The organism is Geodermatophilus sp. SYSU D00691 (assembly GCF_054050275.1).
Genome location: NZ_JBJGYZ010000055.1, coordinates 1 through 26,410 on the forward strand (window position 1 = coordinate 1; position 26,410 = coordinate 26,410).

At 76.8% G+C, this 26,410-nt stretch carries 25 protein-coding genes; 11 read left to right on the forward strand and 14 right to left on the reverse strand.

The features are described 5' to 3' along the window. Positions 1 to 141: 141 nt before the first annotated feature. A complete protein-coding gene (locus ACI797_RS26235; protein WP_456542134.1) occupies positions 142 to 546 on the reverse strand; it encodes a nuclear transport factor 2 family protein in 405 nt (134 codons plus the stop codon). 86 nt (positions 547 to 632) lie between these two features. Here ACI797_RS26235 and ACI797_RS26240 point away from each other — a divergent pair, with 86 nt between their 5' ends. From ACI797_RS26240 to ACI797_RS26250, 3 genes are all read left to right on the forward strand, one after another. Continuing rightward, a complete protein-coding gene (locus tag ACI797_RS26240) occupies positions 633 to 1,127 on the forward strand; it encodes a MarR family winged helix-turn-helix transcriptional regulator (protein WP_456863186.1) in 495 nt (164 codons plus the stop codon). A gap of 171 nt (positions 1,128 to 1,298) precedes the next feature. Further along, positions 1,299 to 2,885: a diguanylate cyclase gene (locus ACI797_RS26245; protein WP_456863189.1), complete on the forward strand. Its 1,587-nt coding sequence runs from the start codon at positions 1,299 to 1,301 to the stop codon at positions 2,883 to 2,885. Between the two features lie 89 nt (positions 2,886 to 2,974). Then, on the forward strand, positions 2,975 to 4,618 hold the full coding sequence (locus tag ACI797_RS26250; protein WP_456863193.1) for a glycoside hydrolase family 13 protein: 1,644 nt from the start codon (positions 2,975 to 2,977) through the stop codon (positions 4,616 to 4,618). A gap of 104 nt (positions 4,619 to 4,722) precedes the next feature. On the opposite strand, the gene ACI797_RS26255 is transcribed toward ACI797_RS26250, so the two are convergent. Beyond that, entirely contained in the window at positions 4,723 to 5,334 is a 612-nt protein-coding gene (locus tag ACI797_RS26255) for a TetR/AcrR family transcriptional regulator (RefSeq protein ID WP_456863196.1), read from the reverse strand. Positions 5,335 to 5,398: 64 nt separating this feature from the next. On the opposite strand from ACI797_RS26255, the gene ACI797_RS26260 reads away from it, so the two are divergent. Next, on the forward strand, positions 5,399 to 7,138 hold the full coding sequence (locus ACI797_RS26260) for an MFS transporter (RefSeq protein WP_456863200.1): 1,740 nt from the start codon (positions 5,399 to 5,401) through the stop codon (positions 7,136 to 7,138). Here ACI797_RS26260 and ACI797_RS26265 read toward each other — a convergent pair whose 3' ends face one another. Then, a complete protein-coding gene (locus ACI797_RS26265) occupies positions 7,139 to 8,299 on the reverse strand; it encodes an MFS transporter (RefSeq protein ID WP_456863203.1) in 1,161 nt (386 codons plus the stop codon). After that, positions 8,296 to 10,119 carry a flavin-containing monooxygenase gene (locus tag ACI797_RS26270; protein WP_456863206.1) on the reverse strand — a complete coding sequence of 608 codons (1,824 nt, stop codon included), beginning with the start codon at positions 10,117 to 10,119 and terminating at the stop codon, positions 8,296 to 8,298. The genes ACI797_RS26265 and ACI797_RS26270 overlap by 4 nt, the downstream gene beginning before the upstream one ends. Before the next feature lie 88 nt (positions 10,120 to 10,207). Here ACI797_RS26270 and ACI797_RS26275 point away from each other — a divergent pair, with 88 nt between their 5' ends. Further along, on the forward strand, positions 10,208 to 10,594 hold the full coding sequence (locus ACI797_RS26275) for a YchJ family protein (protein ID WP_456863211.1): 387 nt from the start codon (positions 10,208 to 10,210) through the stop codon (positions 10,592 to 10,594). A gap of 10 nt (positions 10,595 to 10,604) precedes the next feature. After that, positions 10,605 to 12,260, forward strand: a complete 1,656-nt coding sequence (locus ACI797_RS26280) for an ATP-dependent DNA ligase (RefSeq protein WP_456863217.1) — start codon at positions 10,605 to 10,607, stop codon at positions 12,258 to 12,260. Here ACI797_RS26280 and ACI797_RS26285 read toward each other — a convergent pair. Genes ACI797_RS26285 through ACI797_RS26295 form a run of 3 tightly spaced genes read right to left on the reverse strand, consistent with a single transcriptional unit; the run spans position 12,245 to position 14,868 of the window. Beyond that, complete coding sequence (locus ACI797_RS26285; RefSeq protein WP_456863221.1) at positions 12,245 to 12,799, reverse strand: dihydrofolate reductase family protein; 555 nt, start codon at positions 12,797 to 12,799, stop codon at positions 12,245 to 12,247. The genes ACI797_RS26280 and ACI797_RS26285 overlap by 16 nt on opposite strands. A gap of 37 nt (positions 12,800 to 12,836) precedes the next feature. Beyond that, a complete protein-coding gene (locus ACI797_RS26290; RefSeq protein WP_456863224.1) occupies positions 12,837 to 13,883 on the reverse strand; it encodes an NAD(+)/NADH kinase in 1,047 nt (348 codons plus the stop codon). A 37-nt stretch (positions 13,884 to 13,920) separates the two neighbouring features. Then, on the reverse strand, positions 13,921 to 14,868 hold the full coding sequence (locus ACI797_RS26295) for an anti-sigma factor RsbA family regulatory protein (RefSeq protein ID WP_456863228.1): 948 nt from the start codon (positions 14,866 to 14,868) through the stop codon (positions 13,921 to 13,923). Between the two features lie 151 nt (positions 14,869 to 15,019). On the opposite strand from ACI797_RS26295, the gene ACI797_RS26300 reads away from it, so the two are divergent. Beyond that, the gene (locus ACI797_RS26300; RefSeq protein WP_456863232.1) at positions 15,020 to 15,787 is read left to right on the forward strand and encodes an SDR family oxidoreductase; all 768 of its coding nucleotides are present in this window, start codon (positions 15,020 to 15,022) and stop codon (positions 15,785 to 15,787) included. Here the strand turns inward: ACI797_RS26300 and ACI797_RS26305 are convergent. Together ACI797_RS26305 and ACI797_RS26310 are read right to left on the reverse strand one after the other, a co-directional pair. Continuing rightward, a complete protein-coding gene (locus tag ACI797_RS26305; protein WP_456863235.1) occupies positions 15,745 to 17,415 on the reverse strand; it encodes a LuxR C-terminal-related transcriptional regulator in 1,671 nt (556 codons plus the stop codon). The two genes, ACI797_RS26300 and ACI797_RS26305, sit on opposite strands and share 43 nt — an antisense overlap. A 42-nt stretch (positions 17,416 to 17,457) precedes the next feature. Then, positions 17,458 to 18,282, reverse strand: coding sequence for a class I SAM-dependent methyltransferase (locus ACI797_RS26310; protein WP_456863239.1), 825 nt, complete (start codon positions 18,280 to 18,282; stop codon positions 17,458 to 17,460). Between the two features lie 113 nt (positions 18,283 to 18,395). On the opposite strand from ACI797_RS26310, the gene ACI797_RS26315 reads away from it, so the two are divergent. Beyond that, a complete protein-coding gene (locus tag ACI797_RS26315; protein ID WP_456863245.1) occupies positions 18,396 to 19,280 on the forward strand; it encodes a potassium channel family protein in 885 nt (294 codons plus the stop codon). Between the two features lie 3 nt (positions 19,281 to 19,283). Here ACI797_RS26315 and ACI797_RS26320 read toward each other — a convergent pair whose 3' ends face one another. Beyond that, positions 19,284 to 19,931, reverse strand: coding sequence for a dienelactone hydrolase family protein (locus ACI797_RS26320; RefSeq protein ID WP_456863250.1), 648 nt, complete (start codon positions 19,929 to 19,931; stop codon positions 19,284 to 19,286). A 109-nt stretch (positions 19,932 to 20,040) separates the two neighbouring features. On the opposite strand from ACI797_RS26320, the gene ACI797_RS26325 reads away from it, so the two are divergent. Then, positions 20,041 to 20,253 (forward strand): hypothetical protein, encoded by a 213-nt coding sequence (locus ACI797_RS26325; RefSeq protein ID WP_456542152.1) that lies wholly within the window; start codon positions 20,041 to 20,043, stop codon positions 20,251 to 20,253. A 122-nt stretch (positions 20,254 to 20,375) separates the two neighbouring features. Here the strand turns inward: ACI797_RS26325 and ACI797_RS26330 are convergent, their stop codons facing one another. Continuing rightward, positions 20,376 to 22,052: a protein kinase domain-containing protein gene (locus ACI797_RS26330; protein WP_456863254.1), complete on the reverse strand. Its 1,677-nt coding sequence runs from the start codon at positions 22,050 to 22,052 to the stop codon at positions 20,376 to 20,378. Between the two features lie 124 nt (positions 22,053 to 22,176). On the opposite strand from ACI797_RS26330, the gene ACI797_RS26335 reads away from it, so the two are divergent. Next, the gene (locus tag ACI797_RS26335; RefSeq protein ID WP_456863257.1) at positions 22,177 to 23,520 is read left to right on the forward strand and encodes a M20 family metallopeptidase; all 1,344 of its coding nucleotides are present in this window, start codon (positions 22,177 to 22,179) and stop codon (positions 23,518 to 23,520) included. Positions 23,521 to 23,575: 55 nt separating this feature from the next. Here ACI797_RS26335 and ACI797_RS26340 read toward each other — a convergent pair whose 3' ends face one another. After that, positions 23,576 to 24,487 (reverse strand): diacylglycerol/lipid kinase family protein, encoded by a 912-nt coding sequence (locus ACI797_RS26340; RefSeq protein WP_456863261.1) that lies wholly within the window; start codon positions 24,485 to 24,487, stop codon positions 23,576 to 23,578. 123 nt (positions 24,488 to 24,610) lie between these two features. Here ACI797_RS26340 and ACI797_RS26345 point away from each other — a divergent pair, with 123 nt between their 5' ends. Next, positions 24,611 to 25,822, forward strand: a complete 1,212-nt coding sequence (locus tag ACI797_RS26345) for an MFS transporter (RefSeq protein WP_456863264.1) — start codon at positions 24,611 to 24,613, stop codon at positions 25,820 to 25,822. Here the strand turns inward: ACI797_RS26345 and ACI797_RS26350 are convergent. Both ACI797_RS26350 and ACI797_RS26355 read right to left on the reverse strand, forming a co-directional pair. Beyond that, on the reverse strand, positions 25,819 to 26,223 hold the full coding sequence (locus tag ACI797_RS26350) for a DUF6221 family protein (RefSeq protein ID WP_456863267.1): 405 nt from the start codon (positions 26,221 to 26,223) through the stop codon (positions 25,819 to 25,821). The two genes, ACI797_RS26345 and ACI797_RS26350, sit on opposite strands and share 4 nt — an antisense overlap. A gap of 4 nt (positions 26,224 to 26,227) precedes the next feature. Continuing rightward, on the reverse strand, positions 26,228 to 26,410 hold a 183-nt coding region (locus ACI797_RS26355; RefSeq protein WP_456863270.1), incomplete at its 5' end, for a sigma factor-like helix-turn-helix DNA-binding protein.

Genomic DNA, 26,410 nt, shown 5'->3' on the forward strand with positions numbered 1-26,410 from the left:
GCACCAGCGCGGGGGCGCCGCCGGGCATGACGCTTGGCAGCGTGAGCTCGCGGCCGTCGGCGGTCCGCAGGGGCGCGCTCGCGGCCGGGACGACCTCGCGCAGCGCCCCCCAGGGCGCCCCCCCCCCCCCCCCCCCCCCGCTCAGGTGGTGGCCGCCGCCGCGGGCTCGCCCCAGAACTCGTCGACGGCGTACTGGTCGCGGCTGTGCAGCCACGACTCGGCGACCAGCCCGTCGCGCAGCCGCGCGACGTGCGCCAGGTTGTTCTCCAGCGGCCGCTCGCGGTCGGGGCGCGTCGCGGTGTAGGTGCACAGCGCGACGCCCCACTCGCCGTCGTCGAGCACGCGGTGCACGGTGAGGTCCAGCGTCCCGCCGCTCACCTCGGCGGCGTGGACGACGAAGCCGACGACGGCGTCGCGGCCCTCGTAGGTGCCGGTGTTGCTGCTGCGGCCGGGCACGTGCAGCACGGAGTCCTCGGTGAGGGCCTGCGCCGCGGTGGCCAGGTCGCCGGCCTTCAGGTGGTCGTACCAGTGGGTCAGCGCCGACATGGCGTCCTCCTCGGATGGGTGGCGTCCCCCGTGATTTCGACGTCGAAACGATGACAGCCCATCATTTCGATGTCAAACTCATACCCGTGACGACCGAGGACGCGGTGGACCAGATGGTGGCCCAGTGGCGTGCCGAGCGGGCCGATCTCGACCCCTCCGCCATGGCGCTGTTCGCCCGCCTCACTCGCGCGCACGTCGCGGCGTCGCGGGCGATCGACGCCACCCTGGGCCGGTACGGCCTCAAGCGCGGGGAGTTCGACGTGCTGGCGTCGTTGCGCCGTGCCGCGGAACCCTTCCGCCTCTCGCCCGGCGACCTCGCCCGGGCGATGGTGCTCTCACCGGCGGCCACCACCCACCGCGTCCAGCTGCTCGAGGGCCGGGGGCTCGTCGTCCGCCGTCCCGACCCCGCCGACGGCCGCTACGGCGTCGTCGAGCTCACCCCGGCCGGCCGCGAGCTCGTCGACCGGGCCGTCGCCGACCACGTCGCCACGCTGGACCGGATGCTGGCCGGGGTGCCGCCGGCCGACCGCGACCGGCTGACCGAGCTGCTGGCCGCCGTGGAGCGCGCCGCCGGCGGCTGAGGCCCGTCGGCCGACCGGGACGGCGCTCGAGTGCCGCGTTCACGGGGTGACCCGGGAGGTGCGCATGGTCACCGTCCAGCGGTCGGGGTCGCGCGGGCGGCCTCGTCCCGTGGGTGTGATCCGCGTCAAGAGGCGCTCAAGGAACTCGCCCGGACGGCCGATGCCCCTCTCGTGGGTAGCACCCTTCTCGCGGACGCCGGGACGCTGGCGTCGTCGCTGGACGAGCTGGAGGTCCGCTCCCGGCTCGTCAGCGAGGGGCTCGAGGACGACGCCGAGCGCGTGGCCGCGGCCGCGCGCGAGCTCGGCGACACGGCGCTCGAGCTGCGGGCCCGGCTGATCGGCGGCGACCTGCTGCGGCGGCGCGGCGACGTCGCCGCGGCCGGCCGGATCGCCCAGGCGGTCCACCGCTGGGCCACCGACCACGGCGCCCGCTACCTCCTCGCCCGCAGCTCCTTCGTCCTCGCCGCCGTCTTCCAGGAGCTCGGGGACCGCTCCCTCGCGCTCGAGCACGCCGTGCGGGCCGTCGACCTGCTGGCCGACGACGCGCCCCCGGCGCTGCGGATCGACCACCTCGGCCGGCTGGCCGACTGCCTGGGCCTGGACGGCGACGACGCCGCCCAGGAGCACTACGCCGAGGTGCTGCAGCTGGCCGAGGAGCTCGGCGACGTCGACCGCCAGCTGCTCGTCCTGAACAACCGGGCCTACTGCGCGGTGCTCGGCGGGCGGTTCGAGCAGGCCCTCGCCGACAGCGCGCGGCTGCAGGAGCTGTCGGCCGCGCACGGCCTGGCGCTGCACGTCGGCCGGCTCGACACGGTGGCCCGGGCGCTCATGGGGCTGGGCCGGCTGGCCGACGCCGAGGCGGTGCTGCTGCCCGGGCTGGCGCCGGAGGTGCTCGCCGCCTCCGACGACGGCGACGCCGGCGCCGACTTCCTGCTCACCCTCACCGAGGTCCGCCGCGGGCTGGGTGACCTCGTCGCGGCGCAGCAGAGCCTCGACGAGTGCGTGCGCCGCTGCGAGCAGCACGGGCTGACCTCGATCCGGGTGCGTGCCCGCTGCGAGCAGGCCGAGCTGCACGCCGCCGGCGGCGACTTCCGGGCGGCCTACGAGGAGCACCGGCGCTACACCGCGGCGCTGCTGGAGCTGCAGTCCGCCGAGCGCGACGCCCGTGCCCGGGCGGTGCACGCCATGTACGAGACCACCGAGGCGCGCAAGCAGAGCCGCCGCTACCGCGAGCTGTCGCTGCGCGACCCGCTGACCGGCCTGTACAACCGGCGCTACGTCGACGAACAGCTGCCCGGCCTGCTGCGCCGCGCCGCCGTCGCGGCCCTGCCGGTGACCGTGGCGCTGCTCGACGTCGACCACTTCAAGCGGGTCAACGACACGTGCTCGCACGAGGTCGGCGACCAGGTGCTGCGCACCGTGGGCGAGCTGCTGGAGGCGATGGAGCCGCCGGCGCCGGGGGCCGGGTCGTTCGTGGCCCGCATGGGCGGCGAGGAGTTCCTGCTCGTGCTCGCCGGCGACACCGCCGCGGCCGCGGCCCACCTGGACGCCGTCCGCCGGGCCGTCTCCGCCCACCCCGCCTGGGCGGGGCTGACGCGCGGCCTGCCCGTCACCGTGAGCATCGGCGCCACGTGCGCCGCCGGGCCCGACGCCGGCTCCCCCGCCGACCTGCTCGGACGGGCCGACCGGCACCTGTACCAGGCCAAGCGGGAGGGGCGCGACCGGGTGGTCGGCGACGCGGTGCCGGTCCCCCGCTGAGAGGTCTTGGCAGAACCTGCTGAAGAACGCCGCCCGGTTCGACAGCGGAAATCCGCGGACCACGCGGTGCAGCTGCCGATCGTGGGGACATGTCCGTCCGGCTCGTGACAGCGCTGTCCGCGACCGAACCCCGCGTCGCGCCCCGCCCCTCGGCACCCGGGGAGTCGACACAGCCCTGGTGGCGCACCGCGGCGGTGTACCAGGTCTACCTGCGCTCGTTCGCCGACAGCGACGGCGACGGCATCGGTGACCTGGCCGGGCTGCGCTCGCGGCTGCCGTACCTGAGCTGGCTGGGCGTGGACGCCCTCTGGATCAACCCGCACTACCCCTCGGGCGGGGCCGACGGCGGCTACGACGTCATCGACTACCGCGCGGTCGACCCCGACTACGGCGACGTCTCCGACCTGGAGGACCTGGTCGCCGACGCCCGCCGGCTGGGCCTGCGGGTGATCCTCGACGTCGTCCCCAACCACACCTCCGACCAGCACCCGTGGTTCCGGGCGGCGCTGGCCGACCCCGACTGCCCCGAGGCCCGGCGCTACCACTTCGCCCCGCCGTCGGCGGAGCCGCCGAACAACTGGCGGTCGCTGTTCGGCGGCCCGGCGTGGTCGCGCACCCCGGACGGCCGCTGGTACCTGCACCTGTTCGCCCCCGAGCAGCCCGACCTCAACTGGCGGGACCCCGAGGTGGCCGCCGACTTCGAGCGGACGCTGCGGTTCTGGCTCGACCGCGGGGTGAGCGGGTTCCGCGTCGACGTCGCCTACGGGCTGTTCAAGGACGCCGCGCTGCGCGACAACCCCGGCGCCTACTCCCCCACGCTGTTCGGGCACGGGCCCGAGCAGGCGATGACCTGGAACCAGCCCGAGGTGCACGACGTCTGGCGGCGCTGGCGGTCGATCTGCGACGAGTACCCCGACACGATGCTCGTCGGCGAGGTCTGCCTGGCCGACCTGGAGCAGGTGGCGCTGTACTCGCGGCCCGACGAGATGCACCAGTCGTTCTCCTTCCGGCTGCTGAAGTCGCCGTGGTCGGCGGAGGCCTTCGCCGACGGCGTGCGCACCGCGCTGGACGCCTTCGGCGAGGTGGGCGCGCCGGTCTCGTGGGTGCTGGGCAACCACGACAAGGACCGCCTGGTCACCCGCTTCGGCGGCGGCGCCGTCGGCGAGGCCCGCGCCCGCGCCGCGGCCCTGCTGCTGCTGGCGCTGCCCGGCTCCCCGTACGTCTACGCCGGCGACGAGCTCGGCCTGCCCCAGGCCGTCGTCCCCGACGAGGCGAAGAAGGACCCGATCTTCTTCCGCAGCGGCGGCGCGCGGGCCGGCCGCGACGGCTGCCGCGTGCCGATGCCGTGGAACGCCTCGGCCGGCATCGGCTTCTCCCCCCGCGGGGCGGCCGAGCCGTGGCTGCCGATCCCGTCGGCCTGGCGGCGCTACGCGGTGTCGCGGCAGAGCAGGGACGACGGCTCGATGCTCCAGCTGTACCGCCGGGCGCTGGCGCTGCGCAGCGAGCACCCGGCGCTGGGCTCCGGTGAGGCCACGGTGAGCCGGCGCGGCGACGTCCTGACCGTCCGGTGCACCGGCGAGGGGCGGACCGTGCGGGTCGTGCTCAACATGGGCAGCGAGACCGCGCTGGTGCGCTCGACGGGCGCCGTGCTGCTCGCCTCCGCCGCGCACGTCCCCGCCTCCGGCCGCAGCATCGCCCTCCCGCCCGACAGCGCCGTCTGGCTCGAGGACTGACGAAGGACCCCCTGCCCCCCACCGCTCGCACGCTCGCGGCGGGACCCGGCAGGGGGCCGTTCCAGCACGTCACGACACTCGCGACGCGACTCTCCAGGGGGCCGTCAGCCCGCCGCGGGGGCCCGGAGCAGCGCTCCGGCCGGGACGACCAGCCGTCGCACGTCCGCGTCGACCCGATCGGGGCCCGGCTCCGGTCCGTCCGGGTCCAGCGCGCCGATCGCGTAGGAGGCGGTGGTCGCGGTGACGCACTGCCAGCGCCAGCGCAGTTCTCCGGCGTCCAGGTGCGGCAGGAGCGGGGCGACGGCCGCGCAGTAGCGCGCGGCCTGGGCCCGCACCGCGGCGGCCCCGTTCGCCTCCCACCGGTCGGGCGGCGCCTCGAAGACGCGCGCGAAGACGCGGGCGGAGTACCGGCCCCGGCCGGCGCACCGCAGCCGCACGACCGGACGGACCCACCCGTCGACCAGGGCCTCGAGCTCCGGGGGATCCGGAGCTGCCGCCAGCGCCCGTTCGCGCCCGACGAGCACCTCGTCGACGACCCGTCGCTCCACCGCCGCCACCAGCGCGTCCTTGCCGCCGAAGTAGTACCCGACGGCGGCGGCGTTGCCGACGCCGGCCAGCCGCAGGACGTCGCGCACCGACGTCCCCGCGCTGCCGTGGCGGGCCAGCAGCCGCTCGGCGGCGTCCAGCAACCGGAGGGGGGTTGTGCCGTCCGTCATGCCGCCTCCATGCTGGGCCACGCCAGTCTAATACGAACGTCTCAGACGATCGTCTGGAGCTTCCATGGCACCTGCCCACGCGGACCGCCGAGAGCCGCCCCTGCTGCTGACCGGGATGTGCGCGGCCCTCGCCCTGGTCATCGCGGCCGGGTCGTCGCTGTCCCTCGCCATGCCGGCCATCGCGCAGGACACCGGTGCCACCCAGAGCCAGCTGAGCTGGATGGTCAGCGCCTACGTGCTCGTGCTGGCCGGCCTGCTGCTGCCGTTCGGGGTCGTCGCCGACCGCGTCGGTCGCCGGCCCGTGCTCCTCGCCGGCCTCGCCGTCTTCGCGGCCGCCACGCTGGTCTCGGGGCTGCTGGGCGATCCGGTGGCCCTGGTGGTCCTGCGGGCGCTGGCGGGCGCGGGGGCCGCCGCGGTGCTGCCCACGACCCTGTCGGTGCTGGTCGACGCCTTCCCCCCCGAGCGTCGCGCCACGGCGATCGGCACGTGGGCCGCTGTCTCCGGGGCCGGCGGCGTCCTCGGGGTGGTGCTGGCCGGCGTCCTGCTCCACGTCGCGTGGTGGGGCAGCATCCAGGTGGCGATCGGCGCCACGGCTGCCGTCGTCCTGGCGCTGTGCGCCCTGGTCGTGCCGTCCTCCCGCGGCGCCGGGGTGCCCCTGGACCCGCTGGGCGGCGCGCTCGCGCTGCTGGGGTTGGGCGGCCTGGTGTACGGCCTCGTCGAGGGCCCGGTGCGCGGCTGGGCCGACGGGATCACGATCACCGCGCTGGTCGGTGGCCTGCTCGTGCTGGCGGCGTTCGTGGGGCACGAGCTGCGCGCCGCCCACCCCCTGCTCGACGTGCGCCAGTTCGGCCACCCGGATCTCGCGATCGGGAGCGCGGTGGTCTTCGTCCAGTTCTTCGCCGCGTTCGGCGTCTTCTTCCTCGTGCCGCAGTGGTTGCAGTACGTGCACGGGCTGCCCCCGCTGCAGTCGGCGCTGGCCCTGCTCCCGGTGGGGCTCGGCGTCGGCCCGACGGCACGTCTCTCGCCCGTGCTGCTCCGGCGCGTGGGGGCGCGCGCGCTCGCCGCCTGGGGCCTGGCGCAGATGGCGACCGCCCTCGCGCTCGTCGCCGCCCAGGCCGGCGGGGCGCCGTTGTGGCGCTTCGAGGTCTGCCTCGTCCTCTTCGGCACCGGGTTCGGCCTGACGCTGGCGCCCGGGGTCCAGCTGGTCATGGAGAGCCTGCCCCCCGCCCGGCGCACCGTCGCGGCCGCCGTGACCAACGTGGCCCGCCAGCTGGGGGGCGCCTTCGGCGGCGCCGTGGCCGCGAGCGCCGTGCTCGCCGTCTACGCGGCCGACCTGCAGCGGCTGACCGCGTCGCTGCCGGACGAAGCCGCCGCCCGGGCCGGGTCCGGCGTGGCGCAGGCGCTCGGCGTGGCCGGGAGGCTCGGTCCGCGGGGAGAGGTGCTCGCCGACGGCGCGCGGAGTGCGTTCGCGGACGGGTTCGGGACGGCGGTGCTCGCCTGCGCCGCGGTGCTGCTGCTCGGCGTCGTCGTCTGCGGCCTGGTGGCACCGGCCACCGCCCGGACGCCCCGGTCGGGCAGGCCGCCGGGGGGCCGGGTGCCTCGACCGCACCGGCCGGTCGCGGCCGCCGCACCTGCGGCGTCGGCGGCGGTCGCCCGCCCGCTGTCCCTGCGGACGAGGATCGTGCTGGTGACCGCGGGCACGGTGGGCTTCTTCTTCGCCGTCGCCGGGGTCGCGGCGCACGTGCACTCCTCCGGCGGCGGCATCGCCCTCCCGCCGGACAGCGCGGTCCGGGTCGAGGAGTGATCAACGCTGCGCCCGGGCGGAGTCGGCCGTGAGGAGCCCCACCGCCAGGGCGGCGACGGCGAACGGCACCGCGGCGAGCAGCAGCAGCGCCGGGCTGCCCTCGGCGCTGCGGAGCAGGCGCTCACCGGCCAGCGGCGCGACGAGGCCCGCCGTTCCCCAGCCGGTGAAGACCCGCCCGTAGGCCGACGGGAACGCCGCCGCGCCCACCCGGTCGGCGGTGGCCGCCGGGACGAGGGCGGACACCGCCCCGTAGGCCAGGCCGCTGCCCAGGAATCCGGCGAGGACGACGACGGCCGCCGTGGGTCCGGCCAGGCAGGCGACCGCGGCCGCGCCGGTGGCGAGGGCGGTGGCCAGCGCGACCCGGCGGCCGACCCGGTCGGACCACCACCCGGCCACCAGCCGACCGGTCAGGTTGCCGACGGCCAGGGCGGCCAGGGCGATCCCGGCCGCCGCCGGGCCCAGCCGCCGGTCCGCCGCGAGCGGGACCGCCTGCGCGAACAGCGCGAGCCCGGGCGCCGTCCCGGCCGCGAAGACCACCCACAACAGGACGACGGTGCGCCGCGGGACCGGGGCCGGCTCCTCCCGCCCGGGCGGGGGCCCCGAATCCGGCGGGAGCAGCCGGGCCGCCGCGGCGAGCAGCGCCGTGACCGGCAGCGCCAGCACGGCCAGGCAGGTCCGCCAGCCGGCCGCCGCCAGGGCGGGCGGCGCCACGAACCCGAGCAGCACCGGTGTCACCGCGTAGGCGGCGACGACGAGCCCGGTCGCGGCGCCGCGCCGCCGGGCCGGCACCCGGGCGGGCAGCCCGACGGCGACGCCGTAGCCGAGCCCGTTGGCGGTGCCGAAGAGGACGGCTACCCCGCCCCACAGCAGCAGCGGCGACCGGGCCGAGGCGGCGACGAGCAGACCCGCCGCGGCCAGCACGGCGGCCGCGGCCAGCAGGCGCCGCGGCCCGGCCCGGCGCTGCAGCGGCCCCAGCGCGAGCAGCACCGCGCTGAACACGGCCACGGCCGTCGCGAACACGGCCGCGGCGCCGCGGTCGGACATGCCGACGTCGTCGGCCGCCTCCTGCGCCAGCAGGCTCCAGCCGAACAGCGTGCCGACGGCCAGGTTCGCCGCGACCCCGGCCAGGACCAGCCGGGCCGGGGTCCCGACCGCGCTCACGCGAGGTGGTGCACCTCCTGCAGGCCGTGAACGGGGGTGGGGATGCCCACGTGGCGGGCCTTGAGCTGCAGGGCCAGGTAGAGGGAGTAGTGCCGCGACTGGTGCAGGTTGCCGCCGTGGAACCAGAGCGCCTCCTGCTGGGTCGGCTTCCACATGTTGCGCTGCTCGCCCTCCCACGGACCGGGGTCCTTGGTGGTGTCCGAGCCGAGCCCCCACACCTTGCCGACCTTGTCGGCGACGTCCTGGCCGATGAGGTCGGCGGCCCAGCCGTTCATCGAGCCGTACCCGGTCGCGTACACCACGAGGTCGGCGGGCAGCTCGGTGCCGTCCTCGAGGACGACGGCGTCCTCGGTGAGCCGGACGACCTGGCCGTGCGCCAGCTTCACGTCGCCGCTGCACACCAGGTCGGCGGCGCCGACGTCGATGTAGTAGCCCGAGCCGCGGCGCAGGTACTTCATGAACAGCCCGGAGCCGTCGTCCCCCCAGTCGTGCCGGAAGCCGGCCGCCTCCAGGCGCTCGTAGAAGTCGGCGTCGCGCTCGGCCATCTGCTGGTACGCCGGGATCTGGAACTCGTGCATGATCCGGTACGGGATCGAGGCGAAGATCATGTCCGCCTTCTCCGTCGTCACGCCGGCGGCCACGGCCTCCTCGCTGTAGAGCGCGCCCAGGCCGATCTCCATGAGGGTGGCGCTCTTGACGATGTGCGTCGACGAGCGCTGCACCATGGTGACGTCGGCGTCGTTCTCCCAGAGCGCGCCGCAGATGTCGAAGGCGGAGTTGTTGCTGCCGATGACGACGCACCGCTTGCCGGCGTAGGCGTCGGGCCCCGGGTGGGCCGACGAGTGGTGCTGGTCGCCGCGGAAGACGTCCTGCCCGGGGATGTCGGGAACGTTCGGCTTGCCAGACATCCCGGTGGCGAGCACCAGGTGCGCCGGCCGCAGGGTCAGCGGGTCGCCCTCGCGCTCGAGCTGGACGGTCCACTCGCCCTTCTCGGGCGAGTACGTCGCCCGTGTCACGGTGGTGCTCGTCCAGTACGGGACCTCCATGGCCTCGACGTAGGACTCGAGCCAGTCGCCGATCTTGTCCTTGGGCGAGAACACCGGCCAGGTGTCGGGGAACTTCAGGTACGGCAGGTGGTCGTACCAGACCGGGTCGTGCAGGCACAGCGACTTGTACCGGCCGCGCCACTGGTCGCCGGGCCGGGGGTGCTTGTCGACGACGAGGCTCGGCACACCGAGCGCCCGCAGCCGCGCGCCCAGCGCGATGCCGCCCTGCCCGCCGCCGACGACCAGCACATACGGCTGCACGGAGGTGCCGAGCTCGGCCCGCTCCTTCTCCCGCCGCTCGAGCCAGGTGAGCCGCTCCTTGTTCGCGCCGTGCTCCGCGCCCATCGGGCGGCGGGGTCCCTTCGGCTCCTCGTGACCCTTCAGCTCGTACAGCGAGGTGAGGAACGTCCAGGCCTTGGGGGCGCCGTCCTCCTCGACCAGGCGCACCAGCCCCCGGCCGCGGCCGACGGCGGTCTCGAAGGTGAACCAGGCGGTCGTGACCCCGTCGGCCTCCTCGGGCGGCTCCTCGACCGCGAAGCCCGTCGGGTCGGTGCGCTCGAGGGTCGCGGTGAGCAGCTCGGTGACGCCGTCCCGGTTCTCCACCGTGACGAGGTTCCAGGAGAACGCGATCAGGTCCCGCCAGAAGCTCGTCGTGGCGAACAGGCCGGCCGCCCGCGCCACGTCGCGGGCGCGCAGCGCGTCCTCCAGGTCGGAGAGCCAGGTCTCCGCCTTCCGCTGCGGGGTGAGCGGGGGCGTGTCGAGCGTCTGGGTCATCGGACCCTCCCTGGGGGATCGGGAAGCGGGGTGTGATGGGCAGCACACCACCACGGCCGCTCGACCGGAAGACCGGCAGACTGACGGGGTGGCTCCCCGACGCTGTCCGTGCGGCAGCGGGCTGCCGTACGCCGAGTGCTGCGGCCGGCTGCACGACGGCGCCGCCACCGCGGCCACGGCCGAGCAGCTGATGCGCTCGCGGTACAGCGCCTTCGCCGTCGGGGACGCGGGCTACCTGCTGGAGACCTGGCACCCGCGCACCCGGCCGCGCACCCTCGACCTCGACCCCGACGTGCGCTGGACCGGCCTGGAGGTGCTGGCCACCTCGGGCGGGTCGCTGCTCGAGGCCGAGGGCGTCGTCGAGTTCCGTGCCTCGTACGTCGTCGACCGGGCGCCCGGCGCGCAGCACGAGCGCAGCCGCTTCCTCCGCGAGGACGGTCGCTGGCGCTACCTCGACGGCGTCGCCCTCGGCTGACCCACGCCGTGTGGTCGCCACCCGCGCGGCCCACCGCGAGGACGGCGACCGCGAGGCGGGGGTGAGCGCCGGCCACGGCCGGGGACGGCGGGCTGTCGGCGTCACCTGCGACGATGCGTCCGTGCTGCTCGCCGACGTCCTCGCCGCCTCCGCCGCGGTGGCCGCCACGCGGTCCCGCACGGCCAAGGCGGCGACCATCGCCGACCTGCTCCGGCGGGCGGCCCCCGAGGAGGTGCGCCCGGTCACCGCCTGGCTCTCCGGCGAGACGCTGCAGGCGCGGCTCGGCGTCGGCTGGCGCACCCTCTCCCGCCTCGCGCACGACCCCGCGCCCGGGCCGGCGCTCGCCGTGGCCGCGGTCGACGCCGTCCTCGACGAGCTGGCGGCCACCACCGGGCCCGGCTCCACCGCCCGGCGCGAGGAGCAGCTGGCCGGCCTGTTCGGGGCCGCCACCGCCGACGAGCAGGGCTTCCTGGTCCGCCTGCTCACCGGCGAGCTGCGGCAGGGCGCGCTCGAGGGGGTCGTGCTCGACGCCGTCGCCGCCGCCGCCGGGGTGCCGGCCGAGACGGTGCGGCGGGCCTTCATGCTCTCGGGCAGCCTGCCCGGCACCGCGGCCACGGCGCTCGGCGGCGGCGCCGCGGCGCTGGAGCAGGTGCACCTGCGGGTCGGCGTCCCGCTGCGGCCGATGCTGGCCAGCCCCGGCTCCTCGCTCGACGACGCCCTCGCCGACCTGGGCGCCGACGTCACCGTCGAGCACAAGCTCGACGGCGCCCGCATCCAGGTGCACCGCGACGGCGACGAGGTCCGGGTCTGGACCCGCACCCTGCGGGAGGTCACCGAGGCGGTGCCCGAGCTCGTGGCCCGGGTCCGCGCGCTGCCCTGCACGACCGCCGTCCTCGACGGCGAGACCCTCGCCCTGGACGACGACGGCCGGCCGCGGGCCTTCCAGGACACGATGAGCCGCTTCGGCAGCGCGGCGACCGAGGCGGTCCTGCTCAGCCCGTTCTTCTTCGACCTGCTGCACCTCGACGGCCGCGACCTGCTCGACGAGCCGCTGCGCGTCCGCCTCGACGCCCTCGCCGGGCTGCTGGCCGCCGAGGAGCACGCCCCGCTGCGCATGCCCGGCGTCCGCTCCCCCGCCCCCGGGCAGGCGCAGACCGTGCTGGCCGACGCGCTCGCCGCCGGGCACGAGGGCGTCGTCGTCAAGGCGCTCGCCGCGCCCTACGCCGCCGGCCGGCGCGGCAAGGCCTGGCAGAAGGTCAAGCCCGTCCACACCCTCGACCTGGTCGTGCTCGGCGCCGAGTGGGGCTACGGACGGCGCTCCGGGAAGCTGTCGAACATCCACCTGGGCGCCCGCGACCCCGACGGCGGTGAGCCCGTCATGGTCGGCAAGACCTTCAAGGGCATGACCGACGAGCTGCTCGAGTGGCAGACGCGGACCTTCCCCGACCTCGCCCGCGAGCGACCGCAGTGGGGCGTGCTGCTGCGGCCCGAGCTCGTGGTCGAGATCGCCCTGGACGGCGCTCAGCGCAGCCCGCGCTACCCCGGCGGCGTCGCGCTGCGCTTCGCCCGCGTGGTGCGCTACCGGCCGGACAAGACGCCGGCCGAGGCCGACACGCTCGACGCCGTCCGCGCCCTGCTGGCCGGGGAGGCTCAGCCGACGGCGTAGCGGGAGTACACGACGCCGTTGCGGAAGGGCCGCGACTCGACCAGCCGCAGCGCCGGCACCGGGGCCCCCTCGGGGAACAGCCGCCGGCCGCGGCCCTGCACCGCCGGGTAGGTGAACAACCGGTACTCGTCGACCAGCCCGGCGCCGACGAGCGCGTGGCAGAGCGTGATGCTGCCGGTCACGACGATGTCCTGCCCGGGTTGCTCCTTGAGCGCCGCCACCTCTTGGACCGGGTCGCCGGACAGCACGGTGGTCGGCTCCCAGCCGGGATCGGTCAGCGTCGAGGAGACGACGTACTTCTGCACCCGGTTCAGGTAGTCGGTGATCCCGGTTGGGTCGTCGGTCCGCGCCGGCCAGTAGCCGCGCAGGTCCTCGAACGTCCGCCGGCCCACCAGGAAGGCGTCCGCCCGGTCGTCCTGGCGGCGCACCTCCTCCAGCAGGTCGGCGGTGTCCGACTGGTCCGACGGGTCGAACCAGTCCCCGAGCATCTCGATCGAGCCGTCGACGGTCGCGTTCTGGGTGATCGCGAGAGTGCGCATGCAGGGTGGACCGGCCGGGCCGGCCCGGGTCATCGGTTCAGTCGTCCACCGGCCCGGGGTGGGCCAGGTCGTACGGCAGCGGGACGCCGGGGTCGTAGACCTCGGGCGCCTGCCCGTCGGCGACCGCGGCCCGGGCGTCGGCCAGCCCGAACCGGTCGCGCACGCGGTCGAGGAAGTGCGGCTGGTCGAGGCGGACCAGCTTCGCGCGCTGCCGGGACCCGTAGACGTTGAGCCAGTCCCCCGGGTCCAGCACGCCGGTCAGCTGGCCGTCGATGCTCACCGCGACCTGCCCCGAGCGGGCCAGCACCCGCATGCCGATCCGGTGGCTGGCGGCCAGCACGAGGCTGCGGTTGAACACCATGTGCGGGGCGACCGGGGTGAACACCAGCGCGTCCAGGTCCGGGGAGAGCACCGGTCCCCCGGCGGCGAAGCTGTACGCCGTCGACCCGGTGGCGGTGGAGACGATCAGCGCGTCGGCCGAGTACGAGGCGAACAGCCGGCTGTCGACGTAGACGGCGATGCTGGCCTGCCGGTCGCGGGCCAGCTTCTCGAAGACGATGTCGTTGAGCGCCCAGACGTCCAGCGGCACCCCCCAGCCGAACGTCTCCGGGTCGGGCCGCACCGCCGGCGGGGGCAGCGCCGGCCCGCGGCCGTAGCGCAGCAGCTCGTCGATCCCGTGCGGGATCTCCAGCGGCCGGGAGGCGCGCATGGTCAGCGTCATCCGCTGGTCGAGGACGACGTCGCCGGCGAGCACGGCCTCGAGCGCCTCCTCCAGCCGGCCCACCTCGACCTCGGTGAGGAAGCCGACCCGGCCGACATCGACGCCCAGCACCCGCGCCCCCGCGGCAGCGGCGACCCGGGCGCCGCGCAGGAACGTGCCGTCGCCGCCGACGGTCACCACGAGGTCCGGCTCGCCGGCGATCTCGGCCTCCTCGCCGGCGGTGTGCCGGGAACCCTCCCCCCAGACGTCGACGTCGGTGCACGGCAGGCCGCGGGCGCGGGCCCAGGCGCGCACACGCGCCGCGGCGTCGCGCGCGGCCTCCTTGCCGGTGTGCACGACCAGGCCGATGCGGTGGATGGTCACCGGGGCAGTCTGCCGGTCAGCGGATCGCTGCGGAGCGTCAGCGTCCGCGGGAGAAGAGCAGCCGGATGGCCGTTCCGGCCGGGCCGGTGGTGACCGCGGCGTCGTCGCTCAGGGTCCAGGCCAGCCACATCCCGCGCCCGGCGGCCGGGTCGGGCGGTGGCGGGACGTAGGAGCACAGCTCGTCGGGCAGGCCGGGACCGTCGTCGGCGACCTCGACGACGAGGGTGTCGTGGTCGGTCCAGTAGGCGATCCGGGCGAACGGCGCCACCCGCAGCGCGTTGACCACCAGCTCGTGGACGGCGAGGAGGACGTCGTCGGCGCGCTCGGCCCAGGGGCCGCCGTCGATGGCGGCCGCCAGCTCCCCGCGGACCTCGCGGGGCGTCGTCACGGCGCCCAGCACCGCGTGCCCCGGGCGTTCCACCCACTCCGGCTGCGCCGCGCGGAGGAAGCGCACGGGGTCCTCGTACGCCGGCGAGGGCGCCGGCTCGCTGCCGCCCCACACCAGCGGGTGGGTGCGGACGACGGCGTCGAGCACCTCTCCCGGCAGCCGCTCGCGGTCGTGCAGGCAGAGGCTGTAGTACGGCATGTCGGCGTAGCACTCGTTCGCCACGGCCTCGAAGCGGCTCCACTCCCGGCCCTCGTCGGACGCGAGCCACACCGGTTCGGCGGCCAGCCGCCAGGACGGCGTGCTGGCGCGCAGGGCCTGCAGGTCGCGGTCGTAGGCCTGCAGCGTGCCGTGGCCGCCGCGCCACCAGCTCTCGGCGGGCGCGAAGGTGGCCAGCCGCGCGGCGTCGGCGCCGAGCCGCTCGGCGAGCACGGTGCGCACCCGCTCCCCGGCCACGACGAGCACCGGCTCGTCGCGCGAGAAGCCCTCCGCCACGAACGGCAGCACGCGCTCGGCGACCTCGTCGTCGGTGCCGAAGACGAAGGCCTCGTGCGCGAAGGCCTTGCCGTCCCAGTCCCCGGTCGGGCGGGTCGGCGTCATGCCCGCGCCGCCGCGACGACGGCGTCCACGTTGTTCGAGACGGCCACGTCCGGAACGCTACGCCCGTTCCGGGGACCTCGTGGCGGGAATTCGACGAATGCCGTCCGCCCCGCTGCTCGCCGCCGGGACCGGGGACGGCGAAGCTGAGCCCATGAGCTCACCGGGCGGGACCGGTTCCCGGGGCGTCTGCGTGGTCACCGGCGGCGGCCGCGGCATCGGTGCCGCGACCGCCCTGCGGCTGGCCCGCGAGGGCTGGGACGTCTGCCTGTCGTGGGTGTCGCAGCGCGAGCCCGCCGAGCTGGTCGCCGCCGCCTGCCGCGGCGCCGGGGGCCGGGCGGTCGCCGTCCGAGCCGACGTCGCGCGGGAGGACGACGTCCTGGCGCTCTTCTCCGCGGCCGCGGAGCTGGGGCCGCTGCGCGGGCTGGTCGCCAACGCCGGCTCGCTGGGACGCCAGACCCGGGTCGAGGACCTCGACACCCGGCGCGTCGAGCGCACCTTCGCCGTCAACGCCGTCGGCGCCCTGCTCTGCGCGCGCGAGGCCGTGCGCGCCATGTCGACCCGGTTCGGCGGCGAGGGCGGCGCGATCGTCACCGTCTCGTCGCGGGCGGCGGTGCTGGGCGGCGCCGACGAGTACGTCGACTACGCCGCCGCCAAGGCCGCCGTCGAGGCGCTCACCGTCGGCCTGGCCCGGGAGGTCGGCGCCGACGGGATCCGGGTGAACGGCGTGCGGCCGGGGCTGATCCGCACCGACATCCACTCCTCCGGCGGCGAGCCCGGACGGGTCGACCGGCTCGCCCCCGCGGTGCCGATGCGGCGGGGCGGCGAGCCCGAGGAGGTCGCGGCGGTGATCGCCTGGTTGCTCTCCGCGGAGTCGTCCTACGTCACGGGGACCCTGGTGGACGTCGCCGGGGGCCGCTGACGCGCGGCGTACGCGGCCGCCTCGGCGCGGTTGCGCACGCCGAGCTTGGTGAGGATCCGGCTGACGTGGTGGCCGGCGGTCTTCTCGCTGATCAGCAGCGCGCGGGCGATGCCGGCGTTCGACATCCCCCGGGCGACCAGGCCGAGCACCTCCTCCTCGCGCGCGGTGAGCTCGCCGACCGTGCGCGGCCGGCCGGCCTGCCCGGTGCCCAGCTCGCGCAGCACCTCGGCCGCGGCGTCCGCGGCCCGGGAGGCCCCCAGCTCGCGGAAGGCGCCCAGGGCGGTCCGCGCCTCCTCGCGCGCGGTGTCGGGGTCGTCGCCGGCGACCGCCCGGGCGAGCGCGAGCCGGGCCAGCCCGGCGTCGAGGGGCATGAGCAGGCCGCCGAAGCCGGCCAGGGCCCGCCGGGCCGCCTCCATCGCCTCGTCGTGCTCCCCCGCCGCCAGCGCCACCTGCGCCGCGGCGAGCTCGGCCCGTGCGCGCAGCAGCCGGATGCCCGACGCCGCCGCCAGCCCGGCGAGGTCGTCGGCGGCCGCGCGGGCCCCGGCCGGGTCGCCGAGGGCGAGGCGGGCCTCCACCAGCGGCACGAGCAGGGCGGCGGTCGTGACGGCGTCGTCGGCCGCGCCGCGGAGCCCGCGCTCGAGCAGGGTCACGGCCTGCCGGTGCCGCCCGTCGGCGATGCGCAGCGCGGCGAGGGCCCGCAGCGACGCGGGGTGCTCCTCGCGGCCGGCCAGCAGCTCCTCCGCCTCGGGCAGGCGGCCCTGCTGCACGCGCAGCTCGGCGAGCGAGGCGATGGTGGGCGCGCTCATCTCGGGGATGTGCCGGGCGTTGGCCGCCAGCGCCTCCTCGAGCGCGCTCTCGGCCCGGGCCCAGTGCCCGTTGGCGAGCAGGACCTCGGCGTGCACGGTCCGGCACGCCCCGATCAGCGGGGGAACCCGGCGGGTGCGGGCGAACTCCTCCACCAGCTCGCACCACTCGGAGGCCAGCTCCCACTCCCCCGCGCTGGTGCAGGCGGAGACGAGGTTGCAGTACGCCGAGCCGAGCGTGTGCACGTCGCGGACGCGCCCGGCGGAGGCCGCGGCCATCGCCTCCTCCAGCAGGAGCAGGCCCTCCTCCCGCCGGCCGGCGCTGACCTGGGCGCGCCCGAGCAGGCTGACGGCGAACACCTCCAGGTCGGCGGCCCCGTGCGCGCGGGCCAGCTCGACGGCGCGTTCGGCCTGCGCGACCTGCTCCTCGACGCTGCGCGCCTGCCGGGCCCGCTCGAAGGCCAGCCAGCCGAGGCCGGCGCAGGGTTCCACCCCCGCCAGCGCCCGCTCGCAGCGCGCGAGCCACCCGCGCGCCGCCGACGCGCGACCGGCGGTCGTGTGCTGGTGCGCCACCCACACCGCCACCCGGGCGGCGTCGTCGCACCGGCCGGCCGCCACGTAGCCCTCGAAGGCCCGGGCCCGCAGGGCGAGCCCCTCGGCGACCTCGCCGAGGAACCACAGGGCCTGGGCCAGCCCGTCGCGGGCCTCGACGGAGCCGGGCCCGGACGGGTCGCACAGGACGGCGGTGAACGCCGAGCGGGCGGACTCCCAGTCCGCCCGCTCGAGCGCGCGCCATCCCTCGCGGAGCTGCGCCGGCCCCTCCATGGCCGGTCAGCGTGCCACGAGAGGGGCGGGCGCCGGGAGGTCTCAGACCCGCGTGCCCACGGCGACGAGGTACTCCATCTCGAAGCGCGCCTGCTCCGCCGTGCCCCGGTTCCACTCGTCGCAGAAGTCGAGCAGCACCTGGTCGAACTCCGCTTCCCGGCCCTCCCGGGCCGCGTTCGCCCGGGCCGCGATCGTCGGCCCGTAGTAGGCGGTGAAGTGGCGCGCGAGGTCGTGCGGGTCGGCGAACGCCGTGACCTCGAGGACGTCGCGCTCGACCCCGGAGAACTCGACCCGGCCGCCGAAGAGCGCCCGCTGGTGCTCCTCGCTGCCCCACAGCGGCGGCGGCTGGGCACCGGGCGGGGGCGGCGGGGCGAACGGCTTCATCGCCCGGAACAGCGCACCGATCTGGCCCTCGGGGGTCCAGCAGAGCAGCCCGATCCGGCCGCCGGGCCGGCAGACCCGCACCAGCTCGTCGGCGGCGGCCTGGTGGTGGGGGGCGAACATGACGCCGATGGCGGAGATGACGGCGTCGTACGAGGCGTCGCCGAACGGCAGGTGCTCGGCGTCGGCCGGCGTCCACTCGAGCTCCAGACCGGCGGCCTCGGCCCGGCGCCGGCCGACCTCGAGCAGCTCGGGGGTGAGGTCGCTGGCGGTCACCGCCGCGCCGCGCTCGGCGGCGGGCAGCGAGGCGTTGCCGGTGCCGGCGGCGACGTCGAGCACCGTCGTCCCCGCCGTGATGCCGGCGGCCTCGACCAGCCGCGGCCCGAGGGGCAGCAGCCAGGTCTCCACCATCCGGGGGTAGTCGCCGGAGGCCCACATCGTGCGGTGGCGGGCCTTGAGCTCCTGGTCGTCGATCGTGACGGTCATCGGGGGTTCTCCTCGCGGTCTGGACTGGTGACCACGAGGATCGGGATCCCGGGCGGGCGGGACATCGGGCGGAATGCCTACGCGATGCCCATGGGCGGGGGCCGGGAGGGCGCATGGGCTGGGTGGTGACCGCGATCGGCGGCGCCGTGGTGCTGGCCGGGCTGCGGGACATCTTCCACACGCTGTGGCACCCCGGCGGGCGCGGCGGCTTCAGCGAGCGGGTCATGGTGGGGATCTGGCGGGCCGGGCGCCGCCGCCGGCACGGGCGGTTCGGCGGGCTGGCGGGCCCGATCGCCATGGGCGTGGTGGTGGTCGCGTGGGTGCTGGTGATCGTGCTGGGGTGGGCGCTCGTCTACTGGCCGCACCTGCCGAGCGGGTTCGTGTACGGCAGCGGCCTGGACCCCGACACGCGCGCCGGCTTCCTCGACGCCGTCTACCTGTCCACGGTGAGCGTGGCGACCCTCGGCTTCGGCGACATCGTGCCCCACGACCCGTGGCTGCGGATGGTGGTGCCGCTGCAGGGCCTCGTCGGGTTCGCCCTGCTCACCGCCGCCGTGTCCTGGGTGCTGCAGGTCTTCCCCGCGCTGACCCGGCGGCGGGCGCTGGCGATCCGGCTGGTGCTGCTGGCGCGCACGGACGCCTGCCGGCTGGTGGAGCGCGAGGACTCGCCGCTCGCCGTCACGACCCTGGAGGCGCTCGCCGCCGACGTCGTCGAGGCCCGGGTCGACCTGGCCCAGTACCCCGAGACCTACTACTTCCGGGACGGCGACGAGGAGAGCTCGCTGCCGGCGACGCTGGGCATCGCCGCCGACCTGGCCGCCGCGGGGGCGGCCTCACCGGCCGCGGACGCGCGGTTCGCCGGGGACCTGCTCGGGCACGCGCTGGACGACTTCGCCCGCGTGGTCGACGAGCAGTTCCTGCGCAGCGGCGCGCCCACCGCGGAGGTCCTGCGGGCCTACGCGGCCGAGCACGGCCACCGCGTGCTGCGGGCCCGGTGACGCTCAGCCGAGCCAGCGCCGCAGCCAGCCGATCGTGAGCTCGACGACCTGGTCCCGCCCCCCCGGCTCGGGGAAGAGGTGGGTGGCCCCGGGGACGACGGCGAGCTCGACCTCACCGCCCAGCCGGGCCGCGGCCTCCCGGTTGAGGGCGAGCACCTGCTCGTCGGCGCCACCGACGACGAGGAGCGTCGGCGCCCGGACCCGCGCCAGCGCCTCGCCGGCGAGGTCGGGCCGGCCGCCGCGCGACACGACCGCCCGCACCTCGCCGGGCCGCTCGGCGGCGGTGATCAGCGCGGCGGCCGCCCCGGTGCTCGCGCCGAAGGTGGCGAGCGGCAGACCGTGGTCCCGGACGAGCCGGTCGGCGGCCGCGGTCAGCCGGCCGGCCAGCAGCCCGGTGTCGAACCGCAGCTCCCGGGTGCGGGCGTCGACCCGCTCCTCGGCCTCGGTCAGGAGGTCGAGCAGGAGGGTGCCGAACCCGGCCGCCTGGAGGGCGGCGGCCACCTGCCGGTTGCGCGGGCTGTGCCGGCTGCTGCCGCTGCCGTGGGCGAACAGGACGACGCCGCGTGCCGGAGCCGGCACGACCAGATCGCCCGTGAGGACGGCGCCGGTCACGGCCACCCGGACCTCGCCGCCGGGATCGGACGTCGCCATGCCGCGCCTCCACGGGGTGACGGGACCCGGATCCCCGACCGTGTGCGCAGACTGTCACCCCACGGCGCGGAAACCGACAGTCCGCGCACACGGTCGGCGAGGTGAGCCCATGCGGATCGATCGGGAGCACGTCCTGCAGGTGGTGCGCAGCCTGGGCACCCGCGAGCAGGTGGAGCGGGCGGAGCGGGAGCTGGGCCCCGAGGTGGACACCGAGGGCGACGCCGACCTGCTGCGGGAGCTCGGCGTCGACCCGGGGAGCATGGGCCAGGGCGGCACCCTCTCCCCGCTGCCCCGGCGGGACGACGAGATCCACCGGGGCTGAGGCGGCTCAGCGCAGGCGCACCGGGCCCGGGTCGATCGGCGTCCGGAGCGGCACGTCGTCGACTCCGACGGCCCGTCCGTCCACGAGCTGCTCGTCCGCCGGGGCCCGACGTCCCGGCCGGCTCACCCGGCCGGCGTGGTCGGTGCCGGCTGCGTCGTGCCGGTGGTCCCCGTGTCCGAGGGGTCGGCGGTCGACGGCTCAGCGGTGGTCGGCTCGGCGGTCGAGGGGTCGGCGGTGGATGGCTGCGCGGTTGACGGGTCGGCGGTCGAGGGGTCGGCGGTCGAGGGGTCGGCGGTCGGCGGCTCGGCGGTGGTCGCCTCGGGCGCCGTCGGCTCGGCGGTGCTCGGTTCTGCGGTCGTCGCCTCGGGCGCCGTCGGCTCGGCGGTGGACGGCTGCGCGGTCGAGGGGTCGGCGGTCGACGGCTCCGGCGTCGCCGCCCCGGCCGAGGTCTGGCCCGCGGTCGTCGGCGTGTCCGCCGGTGCCCGGACGGACGCCGGGGGAGCCGCGGGCGCGGGGACCGCGGACGGCGGCGCGACCGCCACCGCCAGCCGCACCACGTCGCCCGCCGAGAGCCGCACGGCGGCGGGGTCGAGGTCGGCGACCCGCCCCGGGGCGACCGCCGTGGTGGTCACCTCGCGCCGCTCGACGACCAGTCCGACCGCGGTCAGCTCCGCGGCCACCTGCTCCACCGGGCGGCCCACGTAGTCCTCCGCGGCCAGCAGGATCCCGCCGGTCCGCGACACCGAGGGACCGGCGGCCGGCGGCGCGCCGGGCTCGCCGCCGGAGGCGAGGACCACCGCCGCCACGCCGGCCAGGGACAGCAGGGCGAGCACGAGGACGGCGATCGGCCACCTGCGCCGCGGCGCGTCCTGCCGGACCGGCGCGGGGCGCGGGTCCGCGGCGGGCCGGCGCGGCGGCGGAGCGGGCGCCAGGTCGATCACGCGGGTGGTGCGGGGCGCCTCGACACGGACGTCCTCCAGCGCGGCCACCAGCGCGTCGCCGTCCGGGATGCGGTCCGCCGGGTCCTTGGCGATCGCGGCGTCGATGACGTCGCGCAGGGCGGCCGGCACCTCCTCCGGGAGGGCCGCGGGCTGCTGCCGGACCTGCTGGAGCGCCACGCTCACCGGGTTGTCCCCGGCGAACGCCGGCCGGCCGGTCAGGCACTCGTAACCGACCAGCCCCAGGGCGTAGACGTCGCTCGCCGGGCCGACGGACTCGCCCATCGCCTGCTCCGGCGCCATGTACTGCGGTGTGCCGAGCACCTGGCCGGTCCCGGTCAGCGGGACGCTGCCGGCCGACCGGGCGATGCCGAAGTCGGTCAGCTTCACCGTCCGGTCGTCGCGGACCAGGATGTTGGCCGGCTTCACGTCCCGGTGGACGACGCCGTGCCGGTGCGCCTCGCCCAGCGCGGCGGCCGCCTGCCGCAGCACGAGCCGCGCGGAGCGCGGGCCGATCGCGCCGTCGGCGGCCAGCCGGGCGGCCAGCGGGTCGCCGTCGACGAGTTCCATGACCAGGTACGCGGCCGGCTCGCCGGTGACCTCGAGCGCATCCTCGCCGTAGTCGTGCACCGCGGCGATGTTGGGGTGGCGGAGCGCGGCGGCGTGCGTGGCCTCGGCCCGGAACCGGGCGGTGAAGGTGGGGTCGGCCGCGTACTCGCTGCGCAGCAGCTTCACCGCGACCGGCCGGTCGAAGAGGGTGTCCCGGCCGCGCCAGACCTCGCCCATCCCGCCCGCGGCGATCATCCGCTGCAGCTCGTAGCGGTCTCCCAGGACCTCGCGGTCGAGGTCGGCGATGGACACGCTGGCTCGGTCCTCCTGTCGTCCGGTGCGGCTCTCGCCCGTCGGGAGGGGGTGCCCGCGCGGCCGTCCCCGTACACCCCGGCACCGATCGGCGGCCGGAGGCGGCAGCCGGTAGACACGGGCCATGACGCCCGATGCGCCCGACCCGCGTCGGCCCCGCCCGGCCGACACCGCCCACCTCGAGCAGCTGCGGGCGGCCACCGACCGCGCCGCCGCCGTCGCCGAGCCGCTGTCGTCGGCCCACGCCGGCGCCCCCGAGGAGCTGCTCGCCCGGGCGGAGCAGGCGGTCGAGGCGGCCCGGGCCGACCTGCTCGGGCTCAGCCACGACCTGCACGCCCATCCCGAGGAGGGGTACGCCGAGCACCGGTCGGTGCGCGCCGTCGCCGAGCTCCTCGCGCGGCACGGCGTCGAGGCGCAGATCGGCGTGCACGGCCTGGAGACGGCGCTGCGGGCGGCCACCGGGAACGGCGCCGGCCCGACCGTCGCGGTGCTCGCCGAGTACGACGCGCTGCCGGGCATCGGGCACGGGTGCGGGCACAACGTCATCTGCTCCGCGGCGGTGGGGGCATTCCTCGGCCTGCACGCCGTGCTGTCCGCCGGCGGGATCGGCGGGACGGCGCTGCTGCTGGGCACCCCGGCCGAGGAGGGCGGCGGCGGCAAGGAGCTGATGGCCCGCGACGGCGCCTTCGACGGGGTGGACGCGGTGGTGATGCTGCACCCGTTCAGCTACGACGCCGCCGTCCAGCCGTTCCTGGGCCGGCGTCAGCTGGAGGTGACCTACACCGGCATCGCCGCGCACGCCTCGGCCCAGCCCTTCATGGGGCGCAACGCGCTCGACGCCGTCGTCGCCGGGTACCAGGGGGTGGCGATGCTGCGCCAGCACCTCCCGGACAGCGACCGGGTCCACGGCATCATCACCGACGGCGGCCAGCGCCCCAACGTCGTCCCGGAGACCGCGAGCGCCCTCTACTACGTGCGCTCGGCGACCCCGGAGACGCTCGCCGACCTCGCCCGCCGCGTGGAGGCGATCGCCGTGGCGGCCGCGGCGATGACCGGCTGCGGGTACGAGCTGACCTGGGACGAGCTGCCCGCCTACCTGCCGATCCGCGCCAACCTCGAGCTCGCGGCGCGCTGGACCCGGCACCAGGCCCGTCGGGGCCGGACCGCGCTGCCGCCCGGCGTGACCCCGGCCTCGCTCGCCGGCTCGACCGACCTGGGCAACGTCAGCGTGCGCGTGCCGTCGATCCACCCCATGATCGCCATCGCCGGCCCCGACACGTCCATGCACACCATCGGCTTCGCCGCGGCGGCCGCCTCCGCCGCCGGCGACCGCGCCGTCCTCGACGGCGCCGTCGGGCTGGCGCTCACCGCGCTCGACGTGCTCGCCGACCCGGACCTGCTCGCCGCGGTGACCGCCGAGTTCGAGGCGGCGGGCGGCGTCCTCGACGTGGCCGAGGCCCTCGGCTGACCGGGCGGGTCAGGGCCGCGCGGCCAGCAGCCGACCGGGCTGGCCGTCTCGGGCATCACGTCGGGACGAGCACTGACCACGCGTGGTGGTGCAGGCGCCACGAGTGGTCGGCGACGGCGTCGTCGAGTTCCCCGTCGCCATCGGGTTCGAGTGGGGGCCCGGAGACGGCGACGGTGCGGGCACGGGCCACCAGGACGTCGTCGCGCTCGCCGTGCCGACCGTCGACGAGCGCGGCGGCGAAGGCCACCCGCGCCACCGGGCCGGTGGCGGCGCTGATGACGACGTCGGCCAGACCGTCGTCGGGAACCGCGTCGGGGGCGAGCGGTGTCCCGCCGCCGACCGTGGGTCCGTTGCAGACCGCGACCATGAGCAGGCCGGTCGTCCCGTCGGCCGCCCATCCGGCGGTCTCGTGGGTGGCGACCCGGCCGTCGAGCTCCACCCGGAGGTCCCAGGAGGCGGTGGTGACCCCGGCGGTCGCGGCGCCCAGGGGGAACGACGCCCGGCCGAGCGGCTGCTTGAAGCGGATGGACTCGGCGTAGGCCCGGGCACCCACTCCGACGTGGACGGCGTTGACGATCGGCCCGCCACGACCGTCGCGGAGGAGGTCGAGGGGGCGCGGTGTGCCGGCCAGCACCGCGGCCGCCGCGTCGACGGGGTCCAGGGGGATGCCCAGCGCACGCGCCAGGTCGTTGCCGGTGCCGCCCGGGACGAGCCCGATCGGCTCGCCCGGGTCCAGCCCGCCGGCGTCGTCCAGCGCCCGGACCGTGGTGTGCACGGTGCCGTCCCCGCCCAGGACGACCAGCCGGCGGTCGCCCCGGCCGGCCACCGCCGCCGCCAACTCCTGTGCATCGGACGTCGCGGCGAGGCGCACGTCCGCTCCCCTGCGCAGCTCGGCCAGGGCCGCCTGCACCGCCGCGTCGTCAGCGGTTCCCGCTGCACCGTTGACCACCACGAGCAGTTCTCGCACGCCGGAGTCGTAGCACGGTGCGGCCGTCGCCGCGCTCCAGCCCGGCAGCCCTGCGTCGCACACGCCTGATCGACGCGCTGGGCTCCCCGGCTCCCCCGCCCGGACGTGCGAGCATGCCGTCTCGTGCGGGCGCGGGGTCGGGGGGAACTGCCCCGCGAGGTGTGGGTCCTCGCCGTCATCGCGTTCGTCGTCGCCCTGGGCTTCGGGGTGGTGGCGCCGGCGATCCCGATCTTCGCCAGCTCGTTCGGCGTCGGGACGACGGCCGTGGGGCTGGCGGTCAGCGCGTTCGCGTTCTTCCGCTTCGTCTCCGCGTTCGGCGGCGGCTCGCTGGTCGAGCGGTTCGGCGAGCGGCTGGTCCTCGCCACCGGGCTAGTCGTCGTCGCGGTCACCACGGGGCTGGCCGGGCTGGCCACGAACTTCCCGGTCTTCTTGGCGCTGCGCGCCGCCGGCGGCACCGGCAGCGCCATGTTCACCGTCGCCGCGCTCTCCCTGCTCCTGCGGGTGGCCCCGACGACCCACCGCGGGCGCGCGGCGGCCACCTGGCAGGGCGGGTTCATCCTCGGCGGCATCGCCGGCCCGGCCGCCGGGGGGCTGCTCGCCGAGCTGTCCCCGCGGCTGCCGTTCTTCCTCTACGCCGGGACGCTGCTGGTCGCCGGCGCCGTCTCCCTGGCCCTGCTCCGCACCCCGGCCGTGGCCCGCGCCGAGGGCACGCCGCCGGACGGCGCACCGGAGCCCGAGCCGCTGGGCCTGCGGGCGGCCCTGCGGACCCGCGCCTACGTCGCCGCGCTGGTCGCCAACCTCGGTCTGGGCTGGGTGATCTTCGGCGTCCGCAACTCCCTCGTGCCGCTCTACGTCACCGAGGAGCTCGGGCGCACCGTCGCGTGGGCCGGGGCCGGCCTGCTGGCCGGGACGGCGGCGCAGGCCCTGGGCCTGCTCCGCTCGGGCCGGCTGGTCGACACGTGGGGACGGCGTCCGTCGCTGGTGCTCGGGACGGCGACGGGCACGGTCGCGCTGGCGGTGCTGGTGCTGCCGCCCTCGCTGGCCGCGTTCCTCGTGTCGATGGCCGTCTTCGGGCTGGCGGCCGCCCTGCTCGGCAGCGCGCCGGCCGCCCTCGTCGGCGACGTGACCCCGGCGCGGGGCGGCCGGGTCGTCGCGGTCTTCCAGATGGCGGCCGACCTCGGCGCGATCGCCGGGCCCCTCGTCGCGGGCTGGCTGGCCGACGTCGCGTCCTACCAGGCGGCGTTCGCGGTCACCACCTGCGTGCTTGCCGCCGGGCTGGCCACGGCCCTCGCCCTGCCCCGCGCCCGCACCGGGGCCCCGGCCCCTCCGGTCTAGGGCCGCCACTCCGGCCGGTAGTCGTGGTGGTCGGCGTAGGGCAGGGCCAGCAGCGCGAGGGTGAGCGCGGCCAGCTGGTGCTGGTCGGCCGGGGTCAGCGGGAAGTCGGCCATGCCGTCCGGCCGCGCACCCAGGAACCGGAAGTCGGGCTGCGAGTCGCGGCAGACCATGACCAGCCGCCGCTTGGCGGCGCACTCGGCGAGGGTGCGCGCCGGGTCGTGGTGCAGCAGGTGCTCGGTCGCGTCGCGCTGCAGGGTCCCGGCGTCCCCGGTGCCCCAGTGCGCGTGGCCGGTGGCCGCGGCCGCGTCGGCGGCCACGCGCTTGTCCTCCGCGATGCGGGCCAGCAGGAACTCGTCGAGGTTGGGTTCGCGGTCGGGCTCCAGCCCGGACTCGGCGGCCATGCCGTCATCCTGCTGCCGGCACGTCCTCCGCGGCAGCCCCTGCCGGCGCCCGGCGCGGGTCGAGGTGGGCGAGCGCCTCGCGCAGCTGGACGCGGCCGCGGTGGATGCGGCTGCGCACCGTCCCCAGCTTGATGCCCAGGGTCGCCGCGATCTCCTCGTAGGTCAGCCCCTCGATGTCGCACAGCAC

Excerpts from the sequence above, each read along its gene's own strand:
- ACI797_RS26270 (WP_456863206.1), bottom strand. The coding sequence starts at position 10,119 with ATGACCCAGACGCTCGACACGCCCCCGCTCACCCCGCAGCGGAAGGCG.
- ACI797_RS26320 (WP_456863250.1), bottom strand. The coding sequence starts at position 19,931 with ATGGCGACGTCCGATCCCGGCGGCGAGGTCCGGGTGGCCGTGACCGGC.
- ACI797_RS26250 (WP_456863193.1), top strand. The coding sequence starts at position 2,975 with ATGTCCGTCCGGCTCGTGACAGCGCTGTCCGCGACCGAACCCCGCGTC.
- ACI797_RS26315 (WP_456863245.1), top strand. The coding sequence starts at position 18,396 with ATGGGCTGGGTGGTGACCGCGATCGGCGGCGCCGTGGTGCTGGCCGGG.
- ACI797_RS26325 (WP_456542152.1), top strand. The coding sequence starts at position 20,041 with ATGCGGATCGATCGGGAGCACGTCCTGCAGGTGGTGCGCAGCCTGGGC.
- ACI797_RS26350 (WP_456863267.1), bottom strand. The coding sequence starts at position 26,223 with ATGGCCGCCGAGTCCGGGCTGGAGCCCGACCGCGAACCCAACCTCGAC.
- ACI797_RS26300 (WP_456863232.1), top strand. The coding sequence starts at position 15,020 with ATGAGCTCACCGGGCGGGACCGGTTCCCGGGGCGTCTGCGTGGTCACC.
- ACI797_RS26310 (WP_456863239.1), bottom strand. The coding sequence starts at position 18,282 with ATGACCGTCACGATCGACGACCAGGAGCTCAAGGCCCGCCACCGCACG.
- ACI797_RS26255 (WP_456863196.1), bottom strand. The coding sequence starts at position 5,334 with ATGACGGACGGCACAACCCCCCTCCGGTTGCTGGACGCCGCCGAGCGG.
- ACI797_RS26295 (WP_456863228.1), bottom strand. The coding sequence starts at position 14,868 with ATGACGCCGACCCGCCCGACCGGGGACTGGGACGGCAAGGCCTTCGCG.
- ACI797_RS26260 (WP_456863200.1), top strand. The coding sequence starts at position 5,399 with ATGGCACCTGCCCACGCGGACCGCCGAGAGCCGCCCCTGCTGCTGACC.
- ACI797_RS26335 (WP_456863257.1), top strand. The coding sequence starts at position 22,177 with ATGACGCCCGATGCGCCCGACCCGCGTCGGCCCCGCCCGGCCGACACC.
- ACI797_RS26235 (WP_456542134.1), bottom strand. The coding sequence starts at position 546 with ATGTCGGCGCTGACCCACTGGTACGACCACCTGAAGGCCGGCGACCTG.
- ACI797_RS26305 (WP_456863235.1), bottom strand. The coding sequence starts at position 17,415 with ATGGAGGGGCCGGCGCAGCTCCGCGAGGGATGGCGCGCGCTCGAGCGG.
- ACI797_RS26285 (WP_456863221.1), bottom strand. The coding sequence starts at position 12,799 with ATGCGCACTCTCGCGATCACCCAGAACGCGACCGTCGACGGCTCGATC.